The organism is Enterococcus sp. DIV2384, assembly GCF_050534975.1.
GTDB classification, from domain to species: domain Bacteria; phylum Bacillota; class Bacilli; order Lactobacillales; family Enterococcaceae; genus Enterococcus; species Enterococcus faecalis.
In genome coordinates this window covers 373241-396811 of the sequence record NZ_CP172905.1, presented here as the reverse complement: position 1 = coordinate 396811, position 23571 = coordinate 373241, and the positions used below count along the sequence as shown (strand labels likewise).

The window sequence follows — 23571 nt, the reverse complement described above, 5'->3', positions numbered from 1 at the left end:
TGCCCATTGTCACATGCTTTCTTTTTATTAATTACATTGATGTTGCCATCTTCACTGCTTGAATTGGGTCAAAATGATGGACAGAGTAAACGACTGTACCGGCTTGCCAAACTACTGAGTTGCGATTATAGTCAGTGGTTCCTGCCACGTTCAGTGTGATTTGACCAACGGTATTCGGTGCTGGCAACGTTTCTTGTTCCAAAATATTGACAACATTTTTCGCTAAATCATCAGGCGATTCCCCATTGATATTTGAGGCCCGTACGACTAAACTCCAATTGCCTTCTTGCCAAGATAAGTAACTAGAACCTGCCGCCCCTTGTTTATACCCAGTAATATTGTAACCTAAATCTACTGGTTGACCGCCATTGTCAATGATTTGGTTCACTGCATTTTTTGCTTCGGCATCAGAGCCATATGTTTTTTTCTCAAAAGAACTAATTGGCGTTAACTGATTAACACGTGCATCATTCACTGGAATCGCTTCTTTTTCTGCATAATATAAAACACGGAAATTGTTTTGATCCGCTTGTGATGTTGTCGCTGCAGTTAAAAAGTTATTCGTTTGACTCGTTAAAATTACCTGCGGTAAGCCTTGACCAGGAAACATGTTTGCTAGCTGGTTAAGCACTTGCTTGGCTTGGTCATCTGGATTCGCATTTTTCGCTGATGATTGCTTCTCTGCTGAGCCATTATTTGCCGCTTCCTTCGTAGAAGAAGCTGTTGCTTTCGAATCAGCTGTTGTTGTTCCTGACGGTTTCGCATCACTAGATTTCGTTGCTGCTTTGCTACTTGATTCTTTTGTAGCAGATGCTTTTGTACTCTCGACTGTGGTACTTTCCGCAGCACTGGAACGACTATCCGTATTTTCTGTACTTTTTCCGCCGCCGCATGCTGCTAAAGCAAGGGTTAAAAGAAAAGCACTAGAAATAAGCCCTATCTTTTTCATAAGAATTCCTCCTTGTTTTCCCTACCCTTATTGTACCTTAATCATGTGTATCCGTCACTTGTTTGTGTTTCGTTCTAAGTTGGTTTAAATAACAGAAAGTGGACGGTAGGATTCGAACCTACACCTCAACATTGAGCAAGAATAAACTACTGTTAGTCTCTATGAGTTTAACACCACGTTCATCCACCTATTTGATTGATCCTTTGTATCATAACTTAGAATAATTAAATTGCCTTTAAGGAGCTTCAAAGATTATATGAAGAATTGTAAAAAATCTGTGACGAAAAAACGATTGAACCAATCAGTAGATACACTGAGGTTCAATCGTAACCAATTGTTTAATTATCTGAAAAAACTCACAATTCAACGTTAGTCCCTGGTGCTTTTTTGTTTTCCCCTTGTTGTTTTTTTAAGAATATCCCCAGAATGACGGTAATAATAGGGCAAAGTAATGGGAAAAAGGCATACGGTAAGTATTCTAGTGCACCAACTTTTAACGTTCCCATAATGAAGGTACCACTAACTCCCCAAGGAATTAACGAGTTGACTGCCGCCCCAGCATCTGCCAAAGTACGAGTTAAATATTTTTTATCAATACCTAAACGAGTAAATGAGGATTTAAATGTTTCCCCTGGTAAAATAATTGACAAATATTGTTCGCCAACTAGTAAGTTAATTCCCACAGAACTTAAGGCAGTTAAAGCGATTAATTTGGCTGGATTATTCACATAGCCTTTAATTTTATCAATTAAAGTAGCCACGATGTTAAACTTAATCAACAAACCGCCCAAACCTAATGCCAAAATAATCAACGCAGCAGAACCTAACATGCTTTCAATCCCACCACGAGATAAAAGTGTATCAATACTTTGATCCCCTGTATCTGCCACATAACCACTCATTAAGATGGTAGAAACTTTCGCTAAACTTAGGTGATGATCATTTATAAAAGCTAAGATGACCGCCACTGTAGAGCCGACTAGTAACGTTGGAATAGCCGGTACCTTTTTCCAAGCGAATAAGAATAAAACCGCTACTGGCAACAATGTAATCGGTGAAATCCAGAATCCTTGATGTAACGTTTGGACCATTGCATCAACCGATTGTAAATCCGCTGAACCAGATTGATGCCCCAAGAAGATATAGCCGACAATCGAAATAATAAACGCCGGAATAACAGTGTACATCATGTTTAGTATATGTTCAAAAAGGTTCACGCCACCAATTCCAGCAGCTAAGTTTGTTGTATCAGATAACGGTGAAATGTTGTTCCCTAAAAAGGCACCTGAAACAACTGCGCCAGCTGTCATCGCATTGTCGAATCCAAGAATATGTCCAATACCTAGAAAGGCAATCCCCATAGTTGAAACAGTCGTAAAGGAGCTCCCTACCGTCACACCAACTAGTGCACAGACCACAAAAACGGTTGGTAAGAAGAACTTCACTGAGATAATTTTAAAACCATAGACCATAATTGTTGGAATCGTCCCAGACAAGATCCAAGTAGCAACTAAGACACCTATCAACAAGAAAATAATAATCGGAATGATCCCTGGTTTAATCCCTTCCACAATGCCTTCGTGGATCTCATCCCAAGAAAATCCTTTCCATTTGCCATAAAGCAACAACAACATGAATACAAAAAGAATCGGTATGTGAGGGGTTAATTTTTGACCAATAATTAAGTACCCGAGAATCGCTAACAAGGCAATCAAAATGCCTAAACTTTCAGCGAACGAAACAGTGGGTTTCGTTGATTTCATATGAAAACCTCCTTTTATGGAAAGCGAAAACTGAAGCAATAATCGAACTTGCTTCAGTTTCCAAACGACAATTTACTATAGTCATCAGGTGAAGAGGCACTCAGCAAAATAATTGCTAGCCTTTTTATTCACCTAAATCTTCTTTTACTTCCGTTGCCCAACTTGCTTTTTTAAAGCGATTAATGATTAACGGAATCACAAACATGACAATAGTGATTAATGCAACTAAGACTGCATCAGTCACGGTTGTTGTACCTAATGTGGCGAAAATAACAATGATAACACTAAAAATTAACATTGCTGCCACTAAATAAGCTAAGCCATTACCTTTTTTACCAATTCGGTAAGGACGTAGTGTATCTGGTTGAGATTTACGTAATTTAATTAGGGAAATCGCAATCAATACATACACAATACTATAAATAATTGTTGTTGCATTTGTTAAAGTTAAGAATACAGCGTTGACATCATCCATTACCCCATAAAGTAAAGCGAATAATGAGATAACTACAGATTGTGTTAACACAACGTTACGAGAAACGCCATATTTATTTTCGCGATGGAAACCAAATTTTGGTGGCAATAAGCCATCACGAGCAACTTGAATAATTGTTTTTGATGGTCCAGTAACCCAAGCAGATAATTGTAATAACACGCCTAAGAAGACCATGAAACTAAAGATATTACCAATAATTGTTGGTAAACCTAAAACGTCACAATAAAGCAAAATTGGTTGTGTAATGTTAGACAATTCCATTTTGCCATTTGGAACAATATTAGCAACAAACATTGCATTAATAACGTTTAATAAAACTAAACCAATTAATGAAATGAAAACGCCTTTTGTATAATTTTTTGTTGCATCTTTCAAACGAGGAATATAAACAGAAGACATTTCAATCCCAACAAAGATAAACGCAATCCCTGCTAGATATTTAAATGTGTCCATATTTTCTAAGTTTGGTAAAACTTTTGACCAAGAGAAGGCACCTAAATAGCCGCCAGGTGTTAAGCCTACTTTAATCATTGAAAGAAGACCTAAAACAAACATAACTAATACTGGGATGTAAACACCTAGCCAAACACCAATATTTCCGCCAACTTTCGCCATGTCAAATTTCAAGTTCAAGATTGTAATAATCCAGTAAATCACTAAGATACAACCTAATACGAACCAATGATTTTCACCTAAGTGAACATTACCAAATGTATTACCTAGCAAAGGGCCTAATGTAGAAGCAACCATTACCATTCCTGGGAACATTTGCACCCATAGTAACCAAGCGACAACAAAACCCCATTTGCTACCTAAGGCAGTTTTAACCCAAAGTTGAGGGCCACCTTCTTGAGGAAGCATCGTAGATAATTCACCAGATATCAATGCGATTGGACCAGCAAAGAATAAGACCGCGAAAATTGTGTAAGAAATTAATGTCCAACCAACAGCAGCAAGTGTTGGGATACTACGTACAGTTGCACACAATGCCATTGTTAAACCGATAAAAGTACCTAATTCAATTTTTTTAACTTGTTGTTTATCCAATTTTGTACACTCCTTATAAGATTTTGGATAAGGAGCATGAATGACTGTTATACGCTGAGTAAAACAGTCATTCGACTGCCTCTTACCCAGACAAAGAATTGGTTAAGAGGTTAGCCGTCTGATTGATTTATCTCTTAAATAAATCAATCAGACGAACGTTCCCTCGTTCGGTTACCATTTCTTTTTTCCGTTTAAGATTCAATTATTTTACGTCGTAAATTTGTTCTAATTTTTCTTGTAAAGCAGCTTGAATCTTAGGAGCGTAAACATCAAATTCTTCTTTATCGTTCATGTATGGAGTCATTACAGCAGCACGTAACACAGTTACTTTACCTGCACGGTTCCATTCTTCGTCACTAAATCCTAAGCTGTTTACAAATTTTAATGGGCTGTTGCCATAATCTGGAATAGCAAAGTCAGTATGTGAAGTAATGAATTCGTTGTTGTAAATATTTCCTTTAACGTATGATGCATAGTCATATACATCATGGTTTAATTTGTTCATTGCTACTAAATCATCGTTGCCTTTTTCTTTAAACACATAGTCAACCATGTTGAAGTCTGGACGAGTTAATGTGTGGACTTCGATTTCTTTGTCGCCAACTTTGAATGTTAAATCATTCAAGAAGTTATAGAAATGATGTGATCCTTCAATTGAAGCACCAATTAATTTACCATAACCTGCAACGTTTAAAGGTAAAACGTGATGTGCAGCCCATACAGAAGCAGCTGTTGCACCAGCTTTTGAACCTTCAAGGATATAAGCACCTAGTAACGCAGGAATATCGGCACCTTTTTCAAATACGTAAGTTGCGAAGTAAGAAATAACGTCGCGCATACGGATATCTTGGATAACGATACCACCAGCTGAATAAGGGATATAACCCATTTTATGAGGGTCAATTGTTACTGATTCTGCTAATTCGATTGCTTTATATGCATCATACACTTCTCTTGAAATGTGTTCTTTTTTCTCTTTGAAGACACCGTATTCTTCGTGAACATCTTGCAAATCTTCGTAAGGGATGAAGTTGTTGTCTTCGTCTAAGAAGATGGCACGTCCATAACCACCATAAGCAGCATCAACGTGTACATAATAGTAAATACCGTCTTTCATTAATTCATCGCGTAAAGCAATAATTTTATCGATTGAGTCAACGGCACCTTCTTCAGTAGAACCAACTACACCGACAACACCTAGCACTGGAATTTGTTCTTCTGCTAAGCCACGAACGATTTTTTCTAATTCGTTGATATCCATACGGTAGTTATGGTCAACTGGTACTGGGATAACTTGATCTAAACCGATACCGATAATATCAGCAGCTTTTAACCAAGAATAGTGTTTAGTTTGTGGGACTAACCATTTACCGATTGCTTGTAAATGTTTACCTGAACGAGCTGAATGAGCTTTGATTTCATCAATTTCATCTTCAGCTGATTCTAATAAGTCCATAATTTCTTTTGTTGGCATGTTCAATAGTTCCCAATCTGATTTGCCAGCAACTAATTCTGGTTTTACTTCTTTCATAGCAAATGGTAATGATTTAATGTTACGGGCATACCATAAGCCTTCTAAGTTAGCTAAAGAACCATCAGCAACGATGTGTCCCCAACCATTTTTGTAGCTCATTAAGTGAGCAAATTCATGTCCTACTTCTTCTTCCATTTGAGAAGTTGCTGGAGAAGATTCATAGGCAACGTTGTTCCCGTTCCATAGCATTGCAAAGTTGTAAGCTAATAGAGAAGGCATTAATGTTTCTGAGTTCATATGTCCCCAATATCTACCTGCTGTATGCCATGGAACTGAATGTGTACGCATGCGAGAAGAGATTTCATTCAATACATCTTTCATATGGTTGACAGTTTTTTCGTAGCTTTCAGATGTGCGTTCTTGAGAAGAGATAACTGGCATGTCTTGTGGCATGTAGTTTTGACGCCATCCTAAATGTTCATCTACTAAGTCGATCAACAAGTCTTTATATAATTGTCCGTTTTCGGCTTTGTCCCCAATGAATAGTGCATTAAGGTTCATTTCGCCTTTTGCTAATTTTTCGTTTTTCATACGAAAATTCCTCCTTACAAATTTTAATGAATTAGATTTTGCATTCACAACTTACACCCAAACGGCTAAAGTGTAAAGAAGAAAAATAACAATGGTTATCATAGCTCTTTAATTTTATAATTTTTTCACAAGGTGTCTTGTCAGAACCATTATATAAAAAAATAAGAGTGGGATTGTGTGTACAATCCCACTCTTATTAGGTGTATTAACGGTTTCACCACTACCTGTAAGGAGAAATAGAATTTTAACTTTGATCAAATAATCACACGTCTTCTCTTCGTGAAATTATTATCAATTTCTAATCCATTACTTTTGCTAAAAAGTAATTTTTCTTCCCTTTCCGTACAACAACGAATTTTCCATCGAAATGTTGTGTTGGATCGACTGCAAAATCTAAATCGGTAACTCGGTCACCGTTAATACTTATAGCTCCTCCGCTCACATCTTCGCGAGCTTGACGTTTTGATGGTTCGATTTCTGTGTCAACTAACCAATCTACGATGTTTTTAGCATCTTTGGTAATTTCAACAGTTGGCACATGTTCTAACCCTTGCTCGATTTCCTCAATCGTTAAGTCTTTAATGTTGCCTGAGAAAAGAGCTTCTGAAATTTTTTGCGCTTCTTCTAATGCTGCATCATCGTGAACAAATCGTGTCACTTCTTCAGCTAAGCGTCTTTGTGCTTCACGTTTACCTGGTTCTTTTTCAACTTTTTCAGCTAACGCATCGATTTCTTCTTTATCTAAGAAAGTAAAGAATTTCAAGTATTTGATGACATCACGATCATCTTGGTTTAACCAGAATTGGTAGAATTCAAATGGTGAGGTTTTCTTAGGATCTAACCAGATAGCGCCACCCGCTGTTTTCCCAAATTTTGTACCATCTGCTTTTAGCATTAAAGGAATGGTTAACCCGAATACTTTGGCTTCTGGTCCTTCTTTTTTACGAATCAAATCTAATCCTGCAGTGATATTGCCCCATTGATCAGCGCCACCAATTTGCAATTGAATATTATGTTTTTTATGCAATGTGTAAAAGTCAATTGATTGAAGAATTTGGTATGTGAATTCTGTAAAGGAAATGCCACTTTCTAAACGACTAGCGACAATGTCTTTTGCCAACATCGTGTTGACATTAAAGTTTTTCCCGTAATCTCTTAAAAAATCTAATAAAGATAGTTCTGATAACCAATCGTAGTTGTTCACCATTGTTACCTCAGCATCTTTACCAAATAATTTTTTCATTTGGTTTGAAAGACTGTCCACATTATGTTGCACAGCTTCCATCGTTTGTAAGACACGTTCAGTTGTTCGTCCACTCGGATCACCAATTGTTCCAGTTCCGCCACCAATTAAAATGTATGGGTGATGACCTGCTAATTGGAATCGTTTCATCATCATAAAAGGAATTAAATGTCCAATATGCATGCTATCTCCAGTTGGATCGACACCGCAATATAGCGAAATGCTCGTATTTTCTGTAAGTTCTCTTAGTCCTTCTTCGTTTGTTTGTTGATTGATTGCATCACGCCATGCTAGCTCGTCAATGATATTCATGTTATCACCCTCCATATTTATAATTATCTCTTTATAGGAAATCGTTCATTTAACGAAACAAACGATTAACACACTTGTTTTTACACGATATTCCGTGTTTATTTCTATGTATACACGGGTTCACGAAATTTTCTTTGGTCTGCCACGTATTCAAAAAAAGAATACAAAAAATCCCTAAGCCGTCGAAACGACTTAGGGACGAATTTCTCGTGGTACCACCCAAATTTATACATAGTTTAATTTATTTAAAATACTATATACCTCTTAACAAATAACGCTGTTACCCGTGCCCTGTAGGCAGAAGCTCAAGAATGTAATTCGATAAATAACGTGTACTAGTTTCCAGCGCCACTAGCTTTCTGTAACAGTGGTTATTTCTCTACTGCTTTTCTGTCATTGCTTTGTATTTAACTTGTACATGTAGCATATTCCTTTTCGTTTTTTTTGTCAACACTCTTTGCTTAATTTTTTTTACTTTTACAAAAGATGTCCCTTTTTCGCAAAAATAAAATAACGAATTAAAAATAATATTTATTTGTTTTAACAACAACTACAGATAAAAAAATAACGAAAAAATTTAAAAAATATTCTTTAAAATTTTTTTGACTTTTTTTGTGATTTTCTATACTTTTATAAAATTCCCGAAGAAAAATGACGAACTTCGGATCAGAAGTTCGTCATTTTGTGAAAAAGAGTTTTAAAGAATTGGTGAAAATAATCGTGAAATTTGTTGTTTAAAAATCAACCATTTTGACATGTCGCGAACAACTTCTGGAGTCATTGTTGTACATTTTTTTCGATCTTCTAAGAAAATTGCTTCTAATTGATCAATGATTTTTTTATCATATAACACAGCATTTGCTTCAAAGTTTAATTTGTAACTTCGGATATCTTGATTGGCTGAACCAACTGTGCAGACTTCATCATCCATAATCATTGTTTTCGCATGTAAGAAACCACCGTTATAAATTAAAATTTCAATATTTTCTTTCATCAATAAGCGGCCGTAATACTGTGTTGCTCGATAAATAAACGGATGGTCGGGCTTATCTGGAATCATAATTTTAACATCTACTCCTGAAGCCGCAGCAACCTTTAAAGCAGCCAAGACACTATCATCAGGAACTAAATACGGCGTTTGAATCCAGACTCTTTTCTTGGCAGAAGTAATCAATTTAATAAAGGCCAATTTAATTTGTTCACGATCACTGTTCGGACCACTGGCAATCATCTGTATGGATGTATTTGCCTCTGGCACCAATGCTTCAAGTTTAAAGAAATAATCCAATTGATACGCCACACGATTTTTCTCAGGGGAAGAGACGTTCCAATCCATTAAAAAACGCATTTGCAGTAATGAGGCTGCTGGCCCTTGAATCCGTAAATGTGTATCCCGCCAATAGCCAAACTTTTTAGTCGTTCCGGCATATTGATCGGCAACATTAAAGCCGCCAATGTAGCCTACTTTCCCATCAATAACAACAATTTTCCGGTGATCATGATAATTCAAACGAAACTTCAAGAGTGCTTTTTGAGAAGTAATAAACGTTTGGACAAAACCGCCGTTTTTTTTCAATTCATTCAAATGATGAACCTTGGTGCCCTTTGAGCCAAAGGCATCGTAAAGCAACCGCACTTCAACCCCTTCAGCCGCCTTTTCTTCTAATAAGTTCAAAATTTTGGTGCCGATATGATCCGTTACAAAGGCATAATATTCAATATGAATGGAGTGCTGAGCTTTTTTTATGTCCGCCATCAACGCATTGAATTTTTCCGTACCATCCGTAAAAATTTCAACATCATTTTTCTTAGTCAGAGGCATCCTATTTAACGAGGAAAAAAAGTCTGTAAACTGTTGTTGCTCCTCCGTCGGCATCTTTTGACTATAAAGTTCAAAACTTTCTTCTTGGAAATTCTGGAAATTCTCTAATTCCCGTAAATCACTTTGTTGCAAATAAAATTTCTTTTTGTCGGTTAAACCGCGCCCAAAGAATAAATATAAGAAAAAACCAAAAACGGGTAGAGCAATCAGTACGAGTAGCCATGCCCAAATTGCTGCTACATCTCGAGGTTTTAACAAAATGGTAATTCCCGCAATAATTGCATTAATAAAATAAATAACTGTTAAGACGCTAAGAATCAATTGTCTTCCTCCTTTATTTGTTACGTTTTAGTATACCATCAATTACGGATTTGGAATATCTTTTCTTTAGCGACTTCTGTCTCAAAAAATAAAAAGAGCCCCCATTCTAGTTAGTGATGTAGTGACCCCAAAAAGTTAGACTTTTTATAGAGTGGATTTTTCCACTCTATTTTTATGCAGTTTTTTGATTGAATTGTCGAAATTCTACTGGGCTTTTCCAGTTAAGTTTTTCCTTGATTCGGTGATGATTGTAATAATAAATGTAGTTCTCAATTGCTTCTCTCAATTCATTTTGACTTTGATAGATTTTTCCATAGTACACTTCTTGTTTTAGGATACTGAAGAAATTCTCCATAGGAGAATTATCTAAACAGGTTCCTTTTCGAGACATACTTTGAAAGATATTGTTGTCCTTTAATGTTTGTATATAGACATTCATTTGATAAGCCCAGCCTTGATCAGAGTGAAAGGTGCGCCGATAGGGACAATCATTTGTTTGAGAAATTGCTTCTTTCAGACCTTCCATAACTGTTTTACCATTTGGTTGAGTAGAAAGGCTATAGCTTAGAATTTCACTATTATACATATCCATAAATGGATCTAAGTATAGTTTTTTCTGACGAAAGATGCCTGCGTTATCTGCTTCAAAGTACTTAAATTCAGTTGTATCAGTTGTAATTTTTTGATGAGGAACAGAGGTTTTAAATCGGCGACGAATCAAATTTTTAGCGATTTTACCAACGGTTCCTTTATAGGAATTATATTTTCTTGATTTCTTAGTAAAAGCTTTGACTTGTAACTTTAACTTTTGTATTAATCGCTGGACTTTCTTTTTATTCACTTGAAATCCACGTCGTTTCAATTCTTGGGTCATCCTTCTATAGCCATAATGTTGATGTTTTTTACGAATCGCTTGAATTTCTTCTTCGATGATTTGTGTTGAAGCTGTTCTGTCGAGGCGTTTTTGCCAGTACATGTAAGTAGATTTTGGAAACCTTAGGGTTTCCAAAATATCTTTTAATCGAAAGTGTCTTCGGAGACTGTGAATGATTCGTGCGATTCGTTCATTTTTTGTTCGTCCTCTAAACGCAGTCTCCTCAATTCTTTTAAATAGGCATTCTCAATTTTTAACATTCTATTTTCTTTTTCTAGTTTCTCTACTTGAGATCGTTCACTTGGTAGTGGTTGGGGTTCATTTCGTTTCTTTTTAGACATGGTAGGTGGACGTCCTTTCTGTTTAGAGAGTCCCTCTATACCAAACTTCTGATACGTTCTAAGCCAATTCGCAATCAATGATGGATTGTTCATTTTTAGAAGATTAGCTACTTCTTGATAGGACAACTCTGTTGTTAAATATAACTCTATCGCATCTAGCTTAAATTGAACAGAGTAATTCTTATTTTTTCGACTGCGAAGTAGGCCTTCTTCACCAAGTTCTTTATAGGCATTTATCCATTTGCTTATTTGAGAACTATCTTTAAACCCATACTTCTTTGCGAGAAACCTTAGACCTCCTTGACCAGATAAGTAGTCATGAACAAGTTTAAGTTTAAATTCAAAACTGTATTTTGCCATACAAAAAAACCTCCAAAAGTTAGATTTCTAGGTCTAACTTTTGGGGGTCGGCTCATGATACTAGAATGAGGGGGTCTTTTTGATGTTTGTTTGAAAGTCTTTTAACTTAATTTCGTGTAAATGGACCTTTAGGAGCAATCAATTCTAAATTTGTACCATCTGGATCGGTAAAGTAAGCAACCCCTGTACCAAAACCGCTCTTCAAGCCATCTTCTTTTTGGAATGTAATCGGCTCTCCATCAGGTTCTACGCCAATCGCTCTTAAACGTGCAACAGCTGCATCAATATCTTCCACTTCGAAACACATATGCATTGCACTAATTTGTTCGTTGGAATAAGAAGCTTTTTCTGATTTTGGTTTAACATATTCTAATAAATCAATATTGATGTTTTCTAGATGCACATTGGCATACTTGATTAATGTATCATCTAACCCTTGTGTTTGGGCCATCCGTTTTCCACCAATTTCATCACGATTTGCGATTTTTGTTCCTGTTAATGCTTCATAAAACTTCACTGATTCATCCAAATTACTGACTGTAATCCCCACGTGGTTGACTACTGAAAAACCTTTAACTGCTTCACTCATTGTATCTCCTCCTAGTTAATTTTTAGAAATCAAACGTGTCTGGATCTGGTCCCACACGTAACGATTCATTCAATTGGTTAATTTGTGCCATTTCTTCTGCACTTAGTTCAAAATCAAAGACCGCTGCATTGCTAATCATCCGTTCTTTGTGGACAGATTTCACGGCTAATAAGATATCTTGTTGAATATCCCAACGTAAAATCACTTGGGCTGCTGATTTATTATGGTTCTCAGCAATCGCCAAAATGGTTTCATTAGATAATAATTGGCCTTGCATCAATGGTGACCAAGCTTGGACTTTGATATCATGTTTTTCACAGAAATCACGCACTTCTTTTTGATCCAATTTTGGATGTAGTTCCACTTGGTTAATTACCGGAACAACTTTTGCATAAGAAAGTAAATCTTCTAAATGATGAACTTGGAAGTTGCTGACACCAATTGCTTTCACTTTTCCTTCGGCGTATAAAGTTTCTAAAGCTTGCCATGATTCTTTGTAAGAATTATTTCCTGGCCAATGAATTAAATACAAATCTAAATAATCTAAACCTAAACGTTCCAAACTATCATTGAAAGCTTGAATTGTTTCATCATAGGAAATATGCGCGTTCCAAACTTTCGAGGTAACAAATAAGTCCTCACGGTTCAAACCAGTTGCCGCTAAGCCTGCTTTAATTCCCGCTCCTGTGCCAGATTCATTGCCATAGATTTGCGCTGTATCGATTAAACGATAACCATTGATAATCCCTTCTTCGACCACTTTTGCTGTCTCTTCGTCTGGTATTTGAAATACCCCGAGACCCATTCCTGGAATTTTAGTGCCGTTGTTTAATGTTACTGTATCTGCTAGTGATGTAATCATTTGATTCGCTCCTTTAACGTTTTCTGATATCATCATATACCGTGCCGTACATGCTGTATAGTACGTACTTTTTCGTTTCATAGGAACCAAAAAGTGCGCTTTTTGGTAAATTCGCTTTTTTAGCCTGAAAAATTTTTAACTTTTTTTATTACCTGAACTGCCAGAAACAAAATATACTAGTTTTTTATTAGTTTTTCAGGTATCAGCAATAAAGTTACTAACTGATTTTGGTAGCTTCAATGAAGTTCCATTGATTAATTTTTCATATAGCTAAAATCTAGCCTTACTCCGAGGAACTTGCCATAGGCTTCTTTTAATGTCCAAAAAAAGAAGTTACTACATTAGTACAATTTAAAGTTGTAATTCTCTGAATATCTACTTCTAACAGATAATCTGAAATTACAATAATAAATTTGTTATAAGAATACAACACACTAAATTCTGTTTATTCCAACAAAATTTATTATTGAAGGCGTACATTTATAATACCCAGTTCAATTGCTTTAACAACTGAAGCAATTGCAGAATTTGTTTCTAACTTTTCATTGATGGAATAAACATAGTTACGAAGAGTTCGGTCAGTAATATTCATTTTGGAAGCTATTGCTGATTGTTTTACTCCTTGCGATAAAATTCTTAATACTTCTTTTTCTCGAGGAGTAATTAGGTTGTGCTTTAAATCATGTCTACTTGTTTGAGGAAATATTTTTTTGTCTTCATAGCTTATTTTTTTCAAATTCTCAATCAAAGAGTCAACCGCTATATGTTTGTCTAAAAAGCCATTAGCTCCGATACCAATTGCTTTATCTCTATACTCTGCTAAATCAAATCCAGATAAAAAAACTAATTTTGTTTTTGTTTTTCTCAACACTTCTTCTCCCAATTCCAAGCCATTGAACATACCCATGTGAATATCCATCAAAATTATCGATGGTCGATATGTTTCAATCATTTCAAAAACCGTGATTGGATCTGAAATATATCTAAACTCTTTAACATCTGCATAGTTTTTTAAAGTCATCTCGAGACTTTTCCCAATCAATTTATGGTCATCAACTAGTAATATTTTCATATTGCTCTCCCTTCATACAAGGAATAGTGACCCAAACTTTCGTACCGCTATTTGGACCTGGTAAAGACAACATCTTAAATGAACCATTCAACCAATTAATGTCATTTTTTATCGAAAGTAGGCCGATGTGATCATTCGTCTGAATTAACGATTTTTCAAACTCTAAAATATTGCCAACCCCTACTCCATCGTCTTCTACTATCAACTGAATCTCAGCGTTGTCTATTTCAACTGTTACTTTTCCTATTTCAGCATCTGCATGTTTTCCAATATTTTCATTTAACTCTTTCACGATCCGATATAGTGGAGCAATAACATGCTGTGGTATTATTTCCTCAATACTATAATCCAATGTAAACTCTGTATTCGGATATTTTTTGTTAAAATCATCAATTAATATTTGTAAGTTTTCTTTAAAAGTAAGATGGTAAAGCGTTGATGGATACGTGTTAAAGATTTCAGAACGTATGGAACTAACTAATTTTGAAAACTCCTCATTAATTAAATCCATAACCATGACATCTCCTGACAAATTTGATATTAAAGTATGGAGTCCAATAACAGACTGGAGTATGTTATCGTGAAGATAATTAGCGTAATTTTTCTTCTCAATCTCCATACTATTAAATAGCTTGATTCTTAACAATTGACAGACCTCTATTGGATCTTTCACATAACTTTTGCTATTTAAGTGAAGTAATCTTACGGTAATTATCAAGGTTCCATGTTGTTCTACAGTTTTATATATAGATTTCAAATCAATATCATTGTCATTGTTTTCAAAGAAAATCCAAACTGTATATCCAGAGATTATTATGGGTATACAGGTATATTCTTTTTTTCGAAACTTAATTTTTTGTTTTTGTTTTTTTAGTAAATGAATCTCTTTTTTTAGTGAATTAAAAACTGCTTCGCCTTTTTGACATAGCAAATAACACCCTTCTTTTGATTCAACAAATACAGCTAGTCTTTGGCTCGCAGTTAATTCTTCTAATTTGTCGAGCAATAATTCAGATACATTATTGAGAAATTGCGAGTATGTAACTTGATCTAGTACTTCTAACTTTTCGTTGTTTAAATTCCTAAAATTATTTTTTAATTGTTTTACTTTATTTGAATGTATTGCATTTATTGATAGATGAGTCAAATAACATACTAGGGTAAAAAGAATAGTCAAAATGAAACTTTTCCAGAGAACAATACCAATTACTTCTAGAATTAAGAAGAAAAATGCACTATATACTAAGATACAAAACGCTAACAGAAATTTTTCAGATAATATAATCTCTCTTTCCTTAACGAGAATATAAACTACACCAGTTGGTAAAATAGTAACTAGTATGGTAATTTTATCCCAGTTATAAAAAGATAACTCTGGGGAAAGCAGGCATATAAAATAAAATAAGATAAGTAGTACAAAAGAGAGTAGTAATGAAGTAATCAAAACTTTATATTTTAGTGCACTAAAAAAAAATTTCTTTTCTTTAATAATTGTTAAATAATTGACAGTAATTGACGAAATCATTAACAAGATCAAAGTAGGTCCTACATAAAAATCAAGTAACAGAGCCAAATAGCTGTATAGTGAAACACAACATAGAAGAATACGATTTTTATTAAGTTTTTTCTTATCATCTATATGTATAAAGGAATACAAAAACAGATAAAGGGTTAATGGATGGCAACATAAAAGAAATAGTCCTACTAGCTTTAGAACCCATATATCCGAGTAAACCAATAACACTGTCCAACCCAAATAGAAAGTTAATGAAAAAAAAGATAATGAATATAGTTTTTGGGGGAGCTTTATATAGACAAAACTTCCTAAAAAAATGATATATATACTGCATAGTAAACTTAGGAAGCTCATTTCTTTTTCCATAAATGCTGAGTAAATAACAATATATGATATGGTAACCAACCATTTCAAACCAATTCCAACTTTCTTTCGCTTATCCACCAAGTACTTTCTCCTCGTAATATATATTTTGAGAGAATGCTTATCCCTTCATTCTATCTTATGAACTATCCCCCAATTTTTTTAATAAAAATAACGGTTTTTACCTAAATACTGTGTAAGATTCCTGAATAATAAGTCTTAGAAAAACTTACGAGAAGATGTTAGCTCTCCTTGCAGCTAGTCTGTAATATAAAGTTTGCCTAGATCATTGGTATAGCCTCCAACAAATTAGCTGAGTCCACCTCTAGTAGAGATTAGGCGGCTAGCCTAATATGAATTCGAGCAAAGCTGTCGTTAAGCAACGAAATTTCGAGGTATCTTACAGTACCTATGCACATTCCGAGAAATTAGATATTCACTTTATGACAGACAATCCAACGTTGTCTGAGCTAAAAGAAGTATCATTTTAAAATAATCAAATTGGCGCAATTCAAATAAAAAAGTTGATTCTTTAACCGTTTTTCCGATAAAACCAAGTTAGCGAAATATGCTGATTTTTATTAACGACTAAATCAATTAAGTAACTCTGAATACGGAAACACACCTATAGTCAAACAAAGTACTCGTTATCTCCACCATTAATTAGTTAAGTCTAACCAAGTCCATGGAGAGATTTGATCCTAAACGCAATATGTATTGTAAGAAAAACTACAAGAAATAATCGGATATAACATATTTTTTAAGTACTTAGCATATTGACCAATCTTCTACACCAAAAAACGCTTACATCAAATTATAATAACATTCTCTACTTCAACTAAGATAATTATTCTTACTTGAAGTAGAGATCAGACCGAACTTATTCAAAAATCATCATCCTAATATCTAAGTGATAAAAATAGTGCACCTGAAAAAATGACCAGAATCTCACTAACGTTCTGCAAGCTAAATCATGAAACAGGAATACATAGTAAGCTAAGTTCTACTATTATTCTATTTCTAATTCATCTTAGCAATTCAATCTAAGTCTTATTTATACTATACATATTAACACACACTGAGGCTTATTACTAATTAATTTAATACTAATTAGTTGACAAATAATCTTTTTTAGTTTTATGTCTAAAAAATAGATAAAACTTTGACAAGACTATTCATCTATTATTTTTCTATAACTTCATTTTTTTTATTTAAAAAGACAATGTTAGGTGTATGAGTAATTATTTCGTTTTTTTCAAGCATGCAATATGATAAAATAATAATTTCATCTCCGATTTGAACCTTTCTCGCAGCTGCTCCATTCAGACAAATAACGCCAGAGCCACTTCTCCCCTCAATCGTATATGTCTCAAATCGTTCACCATTATTATTATTTACAATCTGTACTTTTTCATTAATTTCAATGTTAGCTAATTCCATCAAATCTTTAGCGATTGTAATACTTCCAATATAAGATAAGTTTGCATCTGTCACAGTAGCTCTATGAATCTTCCCATTTAAGATTTCTTTGAACATTAAATATCCCCCCGTAATTGTATTTAAAATTTTCGATAACGTAAGTAGCGGTGATTTATAATTTCTTGCTCAGATAAAGAAAGATATTCATTAGCAAATAATATTAGTTTTTCTCTTAAGTAAGCAAAGTTGGAAGAATTTCTCTCCCCATCTGAAAATATAGGAATAATTTTTTCAACTATTTCCAAATCATATAATTGTTTTGGAAATACTTCCATTATTTCACTTGCTTTTTTCTTTAGCTCGCTGTCTTTCCAAACGATAGAAGCGAAACCTTCTGGTGATATTACAGAATAATAAGCATCCTCTGCAATCCAAACTTCATTTGCTATTGCTAAAGCTAGCGCACCTCCACTATTTCCAGAACCAATAATTATTGACAATACTGGTACTCCCACAGAAGAAAGTTCAAATAAGTTACGTGCAATTGCTTCTGATATCCCTCTTTCCTCTGAATCACTATCACAGCTTGCACCAGGAGTATCAACTAAGCAAATTACTGGTCGTTTAAATTTTTCCGCTTGCCTAATCAAACGTAATGATTTTCTGTACCCTTCTGGATGAGGCATTCCAAAATTGTAAGATACATTTTCCTTTATATTTTTTCCTCTACGAATTCCCACAATAGTGAAAAACTGCTCATTAATACGACCAATTCCACCTATAACAGCATGGTCATCTCTATATGTTCGATCACCTTTCAATTCAGTAAAATAATCAAAACAATGACAAATGAAATCTTCCGCATTTGGACGATCAATTTCTCTCACTGCTTCAATCTTTTTCCAATTATTTTTGTTAATCATCTTCCGTCTCACCTACTTTGCTATTTGCTAAACAGGAGCAAATCATTTCGTTTAAAAATCTCCTCAACTCTGTTCTCGGAATAATAGCATCTAAAAATCCTCTCTCCATTTGAAATTCTGCAGTCTGAAAGTTTGCAGGAAGCTCTTTTCTTATAGTTTGTTCAATTACTCTTCTTCCAGTAAACCCAATCATCGCACCTGGCTCTGCAATATTAATATCTCCGAGCATAGCAAAACTAGCAGCTACACCTCCTGCAGTCGGGTTAAGTAAAACAGAAATATACAATAAGCCCTTTTTATCATGTAAATTTAATAACATAGATACCTTCTCCATCTGCATCAAAGAAGTTATTCCTTCCTGAACTCTTGCACCTCCCGAACAGGAAAAAATAACCAAGGGCATATTGTGTCTCGTCGCATATTCAGTTATCAACGCAAGCTTTTCTCCAACAACGTATCCTAGTGTGCCCATTAAAAAATCAACATCCATTATTGCTAAGGCTAATTTCTTCCCATCTATTCTTGCAGTTCCAGTTACAACAGCTTCTTGGAATTCGGATTTTTCTCTTGCCTTATTCAATTTAATTTGATATTCAGCCATCTTTACTGATTTTTTTTCTCGAACATCGTCAAACAATTCAACAAAGCTATTTAAATCTGTTAATAGCTTAATTCGTATATATGGATCAATTTTCAAATGCTTTCCACAATTAGCACAAATATAGTACTGCTCTAATAATATTCTTTTCAAAGATTTTTTTTTACATTCAAAACAGATAACTTCTTCTGGTACACTATTTTCTACACAATCATCCAAACAGATTTTTTTTACCATATTTGTCCCTCACTTTGTAATTCTTAAACTAAAAATTCTTTGTATAGTCAGAAAAACTTGTTACGTGGTCTATTCTTAAAAATTATGTTTGTCTTTGATTCTCACTCTCGCTGTAAATCAACTACCATTAAATTCCCATTGATCAATGTTTTCTTCAAAATAACGGCATAATCTGATACTAACTGCTCAATATACTGGGATGAATACATTTTATAGTTATATTTAATAGTAATAATTAGTTCATTATCATATTGTGAAATAACAAATACTAAGGGTAGACCCTCTGCTATCCCTGAATGGTCTCTAATTGTACATTCGTATTCATCAACTACGATTTTCTGATAAGACATGTAGTTGAATACTATATCAAACAGTGTACCTTTTACTAGTTCGTCAAAGGGCATACATTGAAAAATTTCTTGCATACTAATTTGTTGATGTGGATAGTGATTGAGTATATTTTCTTTCACCTCTTTGACAAATTCTTTAATTTGTTGCTGTTTGCTCAATTTGAATCGAATACCATGCATTTCAGTCATCAAACCAATAGAACGATAATGCTGTGTTCCCTTACGTCCCGGAAGAAATGTCCCCACAGAAAAATCTTTTCTCCCAGTGTACTGATAAATCAATAACGCAAACGCAGAAAACAATAGCATATATTCTGTACAGCTCATTCCTTTACAAGCTCTCTTGACTTTTGTCAAAAGTTCTTCTCCAAATGAAAATGAGTATTCTTTATAGAAGTGATTGCTATATACTTTTATTTTTTGATCTTCTAAATCACCAATCAAACGAACAGCTTTTTTTCTATTTTTGTAATATTCAAGCAAGTAATCAATACTTTGTTGATTTTTTTGATTTGAACGACTTTCTATATAATTTACGTAACCAGCATCCTCAGAAATAATTGTATTTTCCACGCTGTTAAAAAGCTCATATAAAAAAATATGCAAAGAATAATAATCAAAAATACAATGGTGAATATTCAATACAAGCATTTGCTGCTCATTCGTATCTTCAAACAACAAAAATTGATATAGACATGGGGTATTTAAATCAAAAAAAGCTTGTAGATAACTGAACAAATGTATATCCTTCAGACACTTACAGTCATGAATTTCTAAATAACCACTTGCTATCTGCTTACTTCGTAATAGCTTTACCTTGTTATTGACATTATCTTTTTCAAAATAGTAAGAAAATATAGCATGTCTTTGTAAAATCCTTTCAATGCCTCTTTTAAATATCGAAGGATCAATGTATTTGTTAAATCGAATACTGAATACCATATTATATGATGAAATATTTGGCAACTGATTTTTCTTCAATTCCTTTTTTTCAAGTTCTAACAAGAATTTTTGAAATGGAAGTGCTGTTACTTCCTCAGGTGCACCAGTTACTTTCAAAGAAATTTCTTTAGAACTTTTTTTATTGATTTGATCATCTATATCATTCAAAAATGATTTTACCGAATTGTATTCTGCTAAACATTCAAAAGGTATATCTATTTCATATACCGCTTGAAGATACATCAACAGTCGATACATATCTAAAGAATTAATCCCTTGGCTAGAGAAGTCTTCATCTACATATGCTAAATCAATTGAAAAATTTGAAGATACTTCTTGTAATAATTTTTTTGTCCTTTCATGTAAAACGATTTCATCTTTATAATCTATCTTAATTTTATTGTAAAAATTAACAAGTTCTTTCTTTATAATTTTGCCATTTGTATTTAATGGAAACTCTTCAACAGATACATAATGATCCGGAATCATATAATCGGGTAACTTTCCTTTCAAGTACTTATGTATTCTATTTTCTGATATTCTTTGCTTAGATAAATAAAAAGCTATCAACTTGTCCTTTCCAATATCATTAATTTTTAAAACAACCGCTCTATCAATTCGGGGTACTTCCTCTAACTTTAATTCAATTTCTTTCAACTCTATCCTAAAACCTCGTATTTTTATTTGATCATCTTTTCTTCCTATATAATAAACCATGCCATCTTTTGTTTTATAACCTCTGTCTCCAGTTTTATACAAGAGACTATCAGGATACATTGGGTGAGTAACGAAATACTGTCCACTAAGTTCTTTTTCGACATATCCATTTGACATATTTTTCCCATAGATACATATTTCACCTTCAACTAAACAATCACATTCTTCTGCCTTCTCATTAAGAATAACTATATTAACACCACTTAAAGGGTATCCAATAGACATTTTTTCTATATTTTTAGCTTTTTTTTTGTCGATAGCCAATACTGTCGAATAAACAGAACACTCGCTTGGTCCATAAAAATTGAAAATTCTTGTATTCTTCATAGAATCAAAAGAATATAAGTTATCTACTAATTTAAGTGGTAAAGGTTCTCCACAACTAATAATTGTAGGTAAACAAAAAGATGAGTACGTGCTAAAACGTAAACTATCCAAAACCAACTGTAGATAGCATGGCGTTATATCAATGATGTCCACTTTGTTTATCTTTATAAATTCAAGTAAATTAAGTGGATTTTGTTTTAATTTTTCTTGAATAAATATCAGTTTGTTACTTGTTAATAGCGAAAAAAATATTTGTGCTATGGATGGATCAAATATCGTCGGTGCAAATACCCCTACCGTCTCAATATCTGTTTGATTTATTACTTTCCTCATTCCTTCAACAAGATTATGTAACCCAGCATGATTACCAATAATACCTTTAGGATATCCAGTTGTGCCAGAGGTATAAATAATATAAGCTGGATCCGCTTGCTCAATTTGTACCGTTGGCATAAGAATTGATTTATCTCGCAGTGCACAAAGCACTTCGCAACTATATATAAGGGAATCTATGTAATCATTGTTTAAAATTTTATTTGAAACAATCAATCTCACCTTTGAAACATTTACAATTTGCTTAATTCGATTAACTGGATGCGTAGCATCCAACGGTAAAAATACTAATCCGAGCTTTAAACAAGCCAAAAGAACAGCAGGATAGTAATCGCCTTTTTCAAGCATCACACCTACTACATCCCCTTTTTTTAATCCTTTAGCACACAATCCACTGGCAATCTGTTGGACATGTCCAGTTAACTCTTCATTTGTAATCCCATTACCACTATTTTGTATAACAATTTTTTTAGGAAATAACTTTGCTTGTTTTTCAAATTCTAAGAATAAATTGTAATTCTCCAAAACAGATTTAGTATTCATTTGACTGCTCCTGTTTTGTTGGAAGATTTTTTATCAAAATACTTGCGTTGCTACCACCGAAGGCAAAAGAATTTGACAATGTATATTTATAGTTGAAACCTTGGTCATTCATTGAAGACAATTCTGTTAAAAGTCTTTCATCAGAGTTTGCTGTTATTGGCTTAAGTTCACTCATTTGATAAATCAAAGAAAGTCCCAACTCTACTGCCCCAGCAGCTCCTAAACAATGACCTGTCATAGATTTTGTAGAAGATATATGACACTTTAATTCAGTTTCTGACAGAAAAGAAGCTATCGCCTTACTCTCCATCACGTCATTAGCTTTCGTTCCGGTGCCATGAGCATTAATATATAAACTATTGTCTTTCGAAATATTCTTGTTTTCAGTCGTTTGCATCATTGCAGATAAAGCCCCCGTTCCATCCGGTATCGGGCTTGTCATATGATAGGCATCATTAGATAATCCATAACCAACTACTTCTCCATAAGAGGTTGCTCCTCTATTCTGCGCATACGTTTGATTTTCTAAAATTAAAACACAACACCCTTCCCCTAAGTTAATCCCATCTCGTTCCTCACTAAAGGGCTTAGCAAGAGATAAGCTTAGAGCATCTAAGGATTTAAATCCATATATTGAAATAGCAGAAATATGATCTGTTCCACAACAAATAACGACATCTCGCTCACCTGATTCAATTAAGTCCACAGCAATCCCGAAGCCAGCTGTTCCAGAAGCACAGGCGGAGCTAGTTGTATACATTGGCGCACTAATTCCCATAGTTTGAATAACACGTCTAAGACAAGCCTTACTATTTAGAATCCAATATAAATTTTCTGTTTCTTTTACATAATTTTCTAAGTAATCAGATCCCATAATCGATGTTGCCAAAGATACAGCAAGACGTAGATTATTATCTAAGACTAAATTTGCATGCTCTAGAGCTTCTTTCATAGCATGAAGAGCCATTTTTTCAGATTTATCCATTGAGAAAATCGTCTTTACTTCTTCCTTTTCTACATTGTGATTGATACCACAATACATTTCCCCAAGGTCATCAAACTCAGCTAATGATGTCATCTTAAAATAATTTTCTTTTCTAAGCTCATCAATAATCATTTGCTTATTTTTTCCTAAACAGCAATTTATTCCTATACCAGTAATAACCACTTTATTCTTCAAATTCACT

At 34.1% G+C, this 23571-nt stretch carries 15 protein-coding genes, 1 pseudogene and 1 other annotated feature; all 16 genes and pseudogenes read right to left on the bottom strand.

Features of this window, described 5'->3' with window-relative positions:
• Window positions 1–31: 31 nt before the first annotated feature.
• The 16 genes and pseudogenes from IGK54_RS01965 to IGK54_RS01890 all read right to left on the bottom strand — a co-directional run bounded on the left by IGK54_RS01965 (window position 32) and on the right by IGK54_RS01890 (window position 23570).
• Window positions 32–949: a hypothetical protein gene (locus IGK54_RS01965; RefSeq protein ID WP_142957706.1), complete on the bottom strand. Its 918-nt coding sequence runs from the start codon at window positions 947–949 to the stop codon at window positions 32–34.
• Window positions 950–1305: 356 nt separating this feature from the next.
• Entirely contained in the window at window positions 1306–2712 is a 1407-nt protein-coding gene (gene nhaC / locus IGK54_RS01960; protein ID WP_002363118.1) for a Na+/H+ antiporter NhaC, read from the bottom strand.
• A 124-nt stretch (window positions 2713–2836) separates the two neighbouring features.
• Window positions 2837–4255, bottom strand: a complete 1419-nt coding sequence (gene tyrP / locus IGK54_RS01955) for a tyrosine-tyramine antiporter (RefSeq protein ID WP_002355453.1) — start codon at window positions 4253–4255, stop codon at window positions 2837–2839.
• A 202-nt stretch (window positions 4256–4457) separates the two neighbouring features.
• On the bottom strand, window positions 4458–6320 hold the full coding sequence (gene tdc, locus IGK54_RS01950; protein WP_185938188.1) for a tyrosine decarboxylase: 1863 nt from the start codon (window positions 6318–6320) through the stop codon (window positions 4458–4460).
• A gap of 298 nt (window positions 6321–6618) precedes the next feature.
• On the bottom strand, window positions 6619–7875 hold the full coding sequence (gene tyrS / locus IGK54_RS01945) for a tyrosine--tRNA ligase (protein WP_002355444.1): 1257 nt from the start codon (window positions 7873–7875) through the stop codon (window positions 6619–6621).
• Window positions 7876–8066: 191 nt separating this feature from the next.
• Window positions 8067–8281: a binding site (T-box leader), on the bottom strand.
• 291 nt (window positions 8282–8572) lie between these two features.
• Window positions 8573–10018: a cardiolipin synthase gene (gene cls, locus IGK54_RS01940; protein WP_002361214.1), complete on the bottom strand. Its 1446-nt coding sequence runs from the start codon at window positions 10016–10018 to the stop codon at window positions 8573–8575.
• Between the two features lie 172 nt (window positions 10019–10190).
• Window positions 10191–11593: pseudogene (locus tag IGK54_RS01935) on the bottom strand (IS3 family transposase).
• Between the two features lie 106 nt (window positions 11594–11699).
• Window positions 11700–12182 (bottom strand): VOC family protein, encoded by a 483-nt coding sequence (locus tag IGK54_RS01930; protein ID WP_002361213.1) that lies wholly within the window; start codon window positions 12180–12182, stop codon window positions 11700–11702.
• Between the two features lie 22 nt (window positions 12183–12204).
• A complete protein-coding gene (locus tag IGK54_RS01925) occupies window positions 12205–13080 on the bottom strand; it encodes an aldo/keto reductase (RefSeq protein ID WP_002384874.1) in 876 nt (291 codons plus the stop codon).
• Window positions 13081–13507: 427 nt separating this feature from the next.
• Window positions 13508–14116, bottom strand: coding sequence for a response regulator transcription factor (locus IGK54_RS01920; protein ID WP_002361211.1), 609 nt, complete (start codon window positions 14114–14116; stop codon window positions 13508–13510).
• Window positions 14097–16076 carry a sensor histidine kinase gene (locus tag IGK54_RS01915; protein WP_078071534.1) on the bottom strand — a complete coding sequence of 660 codons (1980 nt, stop codon included), beginning with the start codon at window positions 16074–16076 and terminating at the stop codon, window positions 14097–14099. Before IGK54_RS01915 ends, IGK54_RS01920 begins: the two co-directional genes overlap by 20 nt.
• 1101 nt (window positions 16077–17177) lie before the next feature.
• The gene (panD, locus tag IGK54_RS01910; RefSeq protein WP_116593288.1) at window positions 17178–17531 is read right to left on the bottom strand and encodes an aspartate 1-decarboxylase; all 354 of its coding nucleotides are present in this window, start codon (window positions 17529–17531) and stop codon (window positions 17178–17180) included.
• 23 nt (window positions 17532–17554) lie between these two features.
• Complete coding sequence (locus IGK54_RS01905; protein ID WP_142957250.1) at window positions 17555–18337, bottom strand: acetyl-CoA carboxylase carboxyltransferase subunit alpha; 783 nt, start codon at window positions 18335–18337, stop codon at window positions 17555–17557.
• Window positions 18330–19172, bottom strand: coding sequence for an acetyl-CoA carboxylase carboxyltransferase subunit beta (locus tag IGK54_RS01900; RefSeq protein WP_142957249.1), 843 nt, complete (start codon window positions 19170–19172; stop codon window positions 18330–18332). The genes IGK54_RS01905 and IGK54_RS01900 overlap by 8 nt, the downstream gene beginning before the upstream one ends.
• A 101-nt stretch (window positions 19173–19273) precedes the next feature.
• Window positions 19274–22384: a non-ribosomal peptide synthetase gene (locus IGK54_RS01895; protein WP_241408285.1), complete on the bottom strand. Its 3111-nt coding sequence runs from the start codon at window positions 22382–22384 to the stop codon at window positions 19274–19276.
• Window positions 22374–23570, bottom strand: coding sequence for a beta-ketoacyl-[acyl-carrier-protein] synthase family protein (locus IGK54_RS01890; protein ID WP_241408333.1), 1197 nt, complete (start codon window positions 23568–23570; stop codon window positions 22374–22376). The genes IGK54_RS01895 and IGK54_RS01890 overlap by 11 nt, the downstream gene beginning before the upstream one ends.
• Window position 23571: the final 1 nt, after the last annotated feature.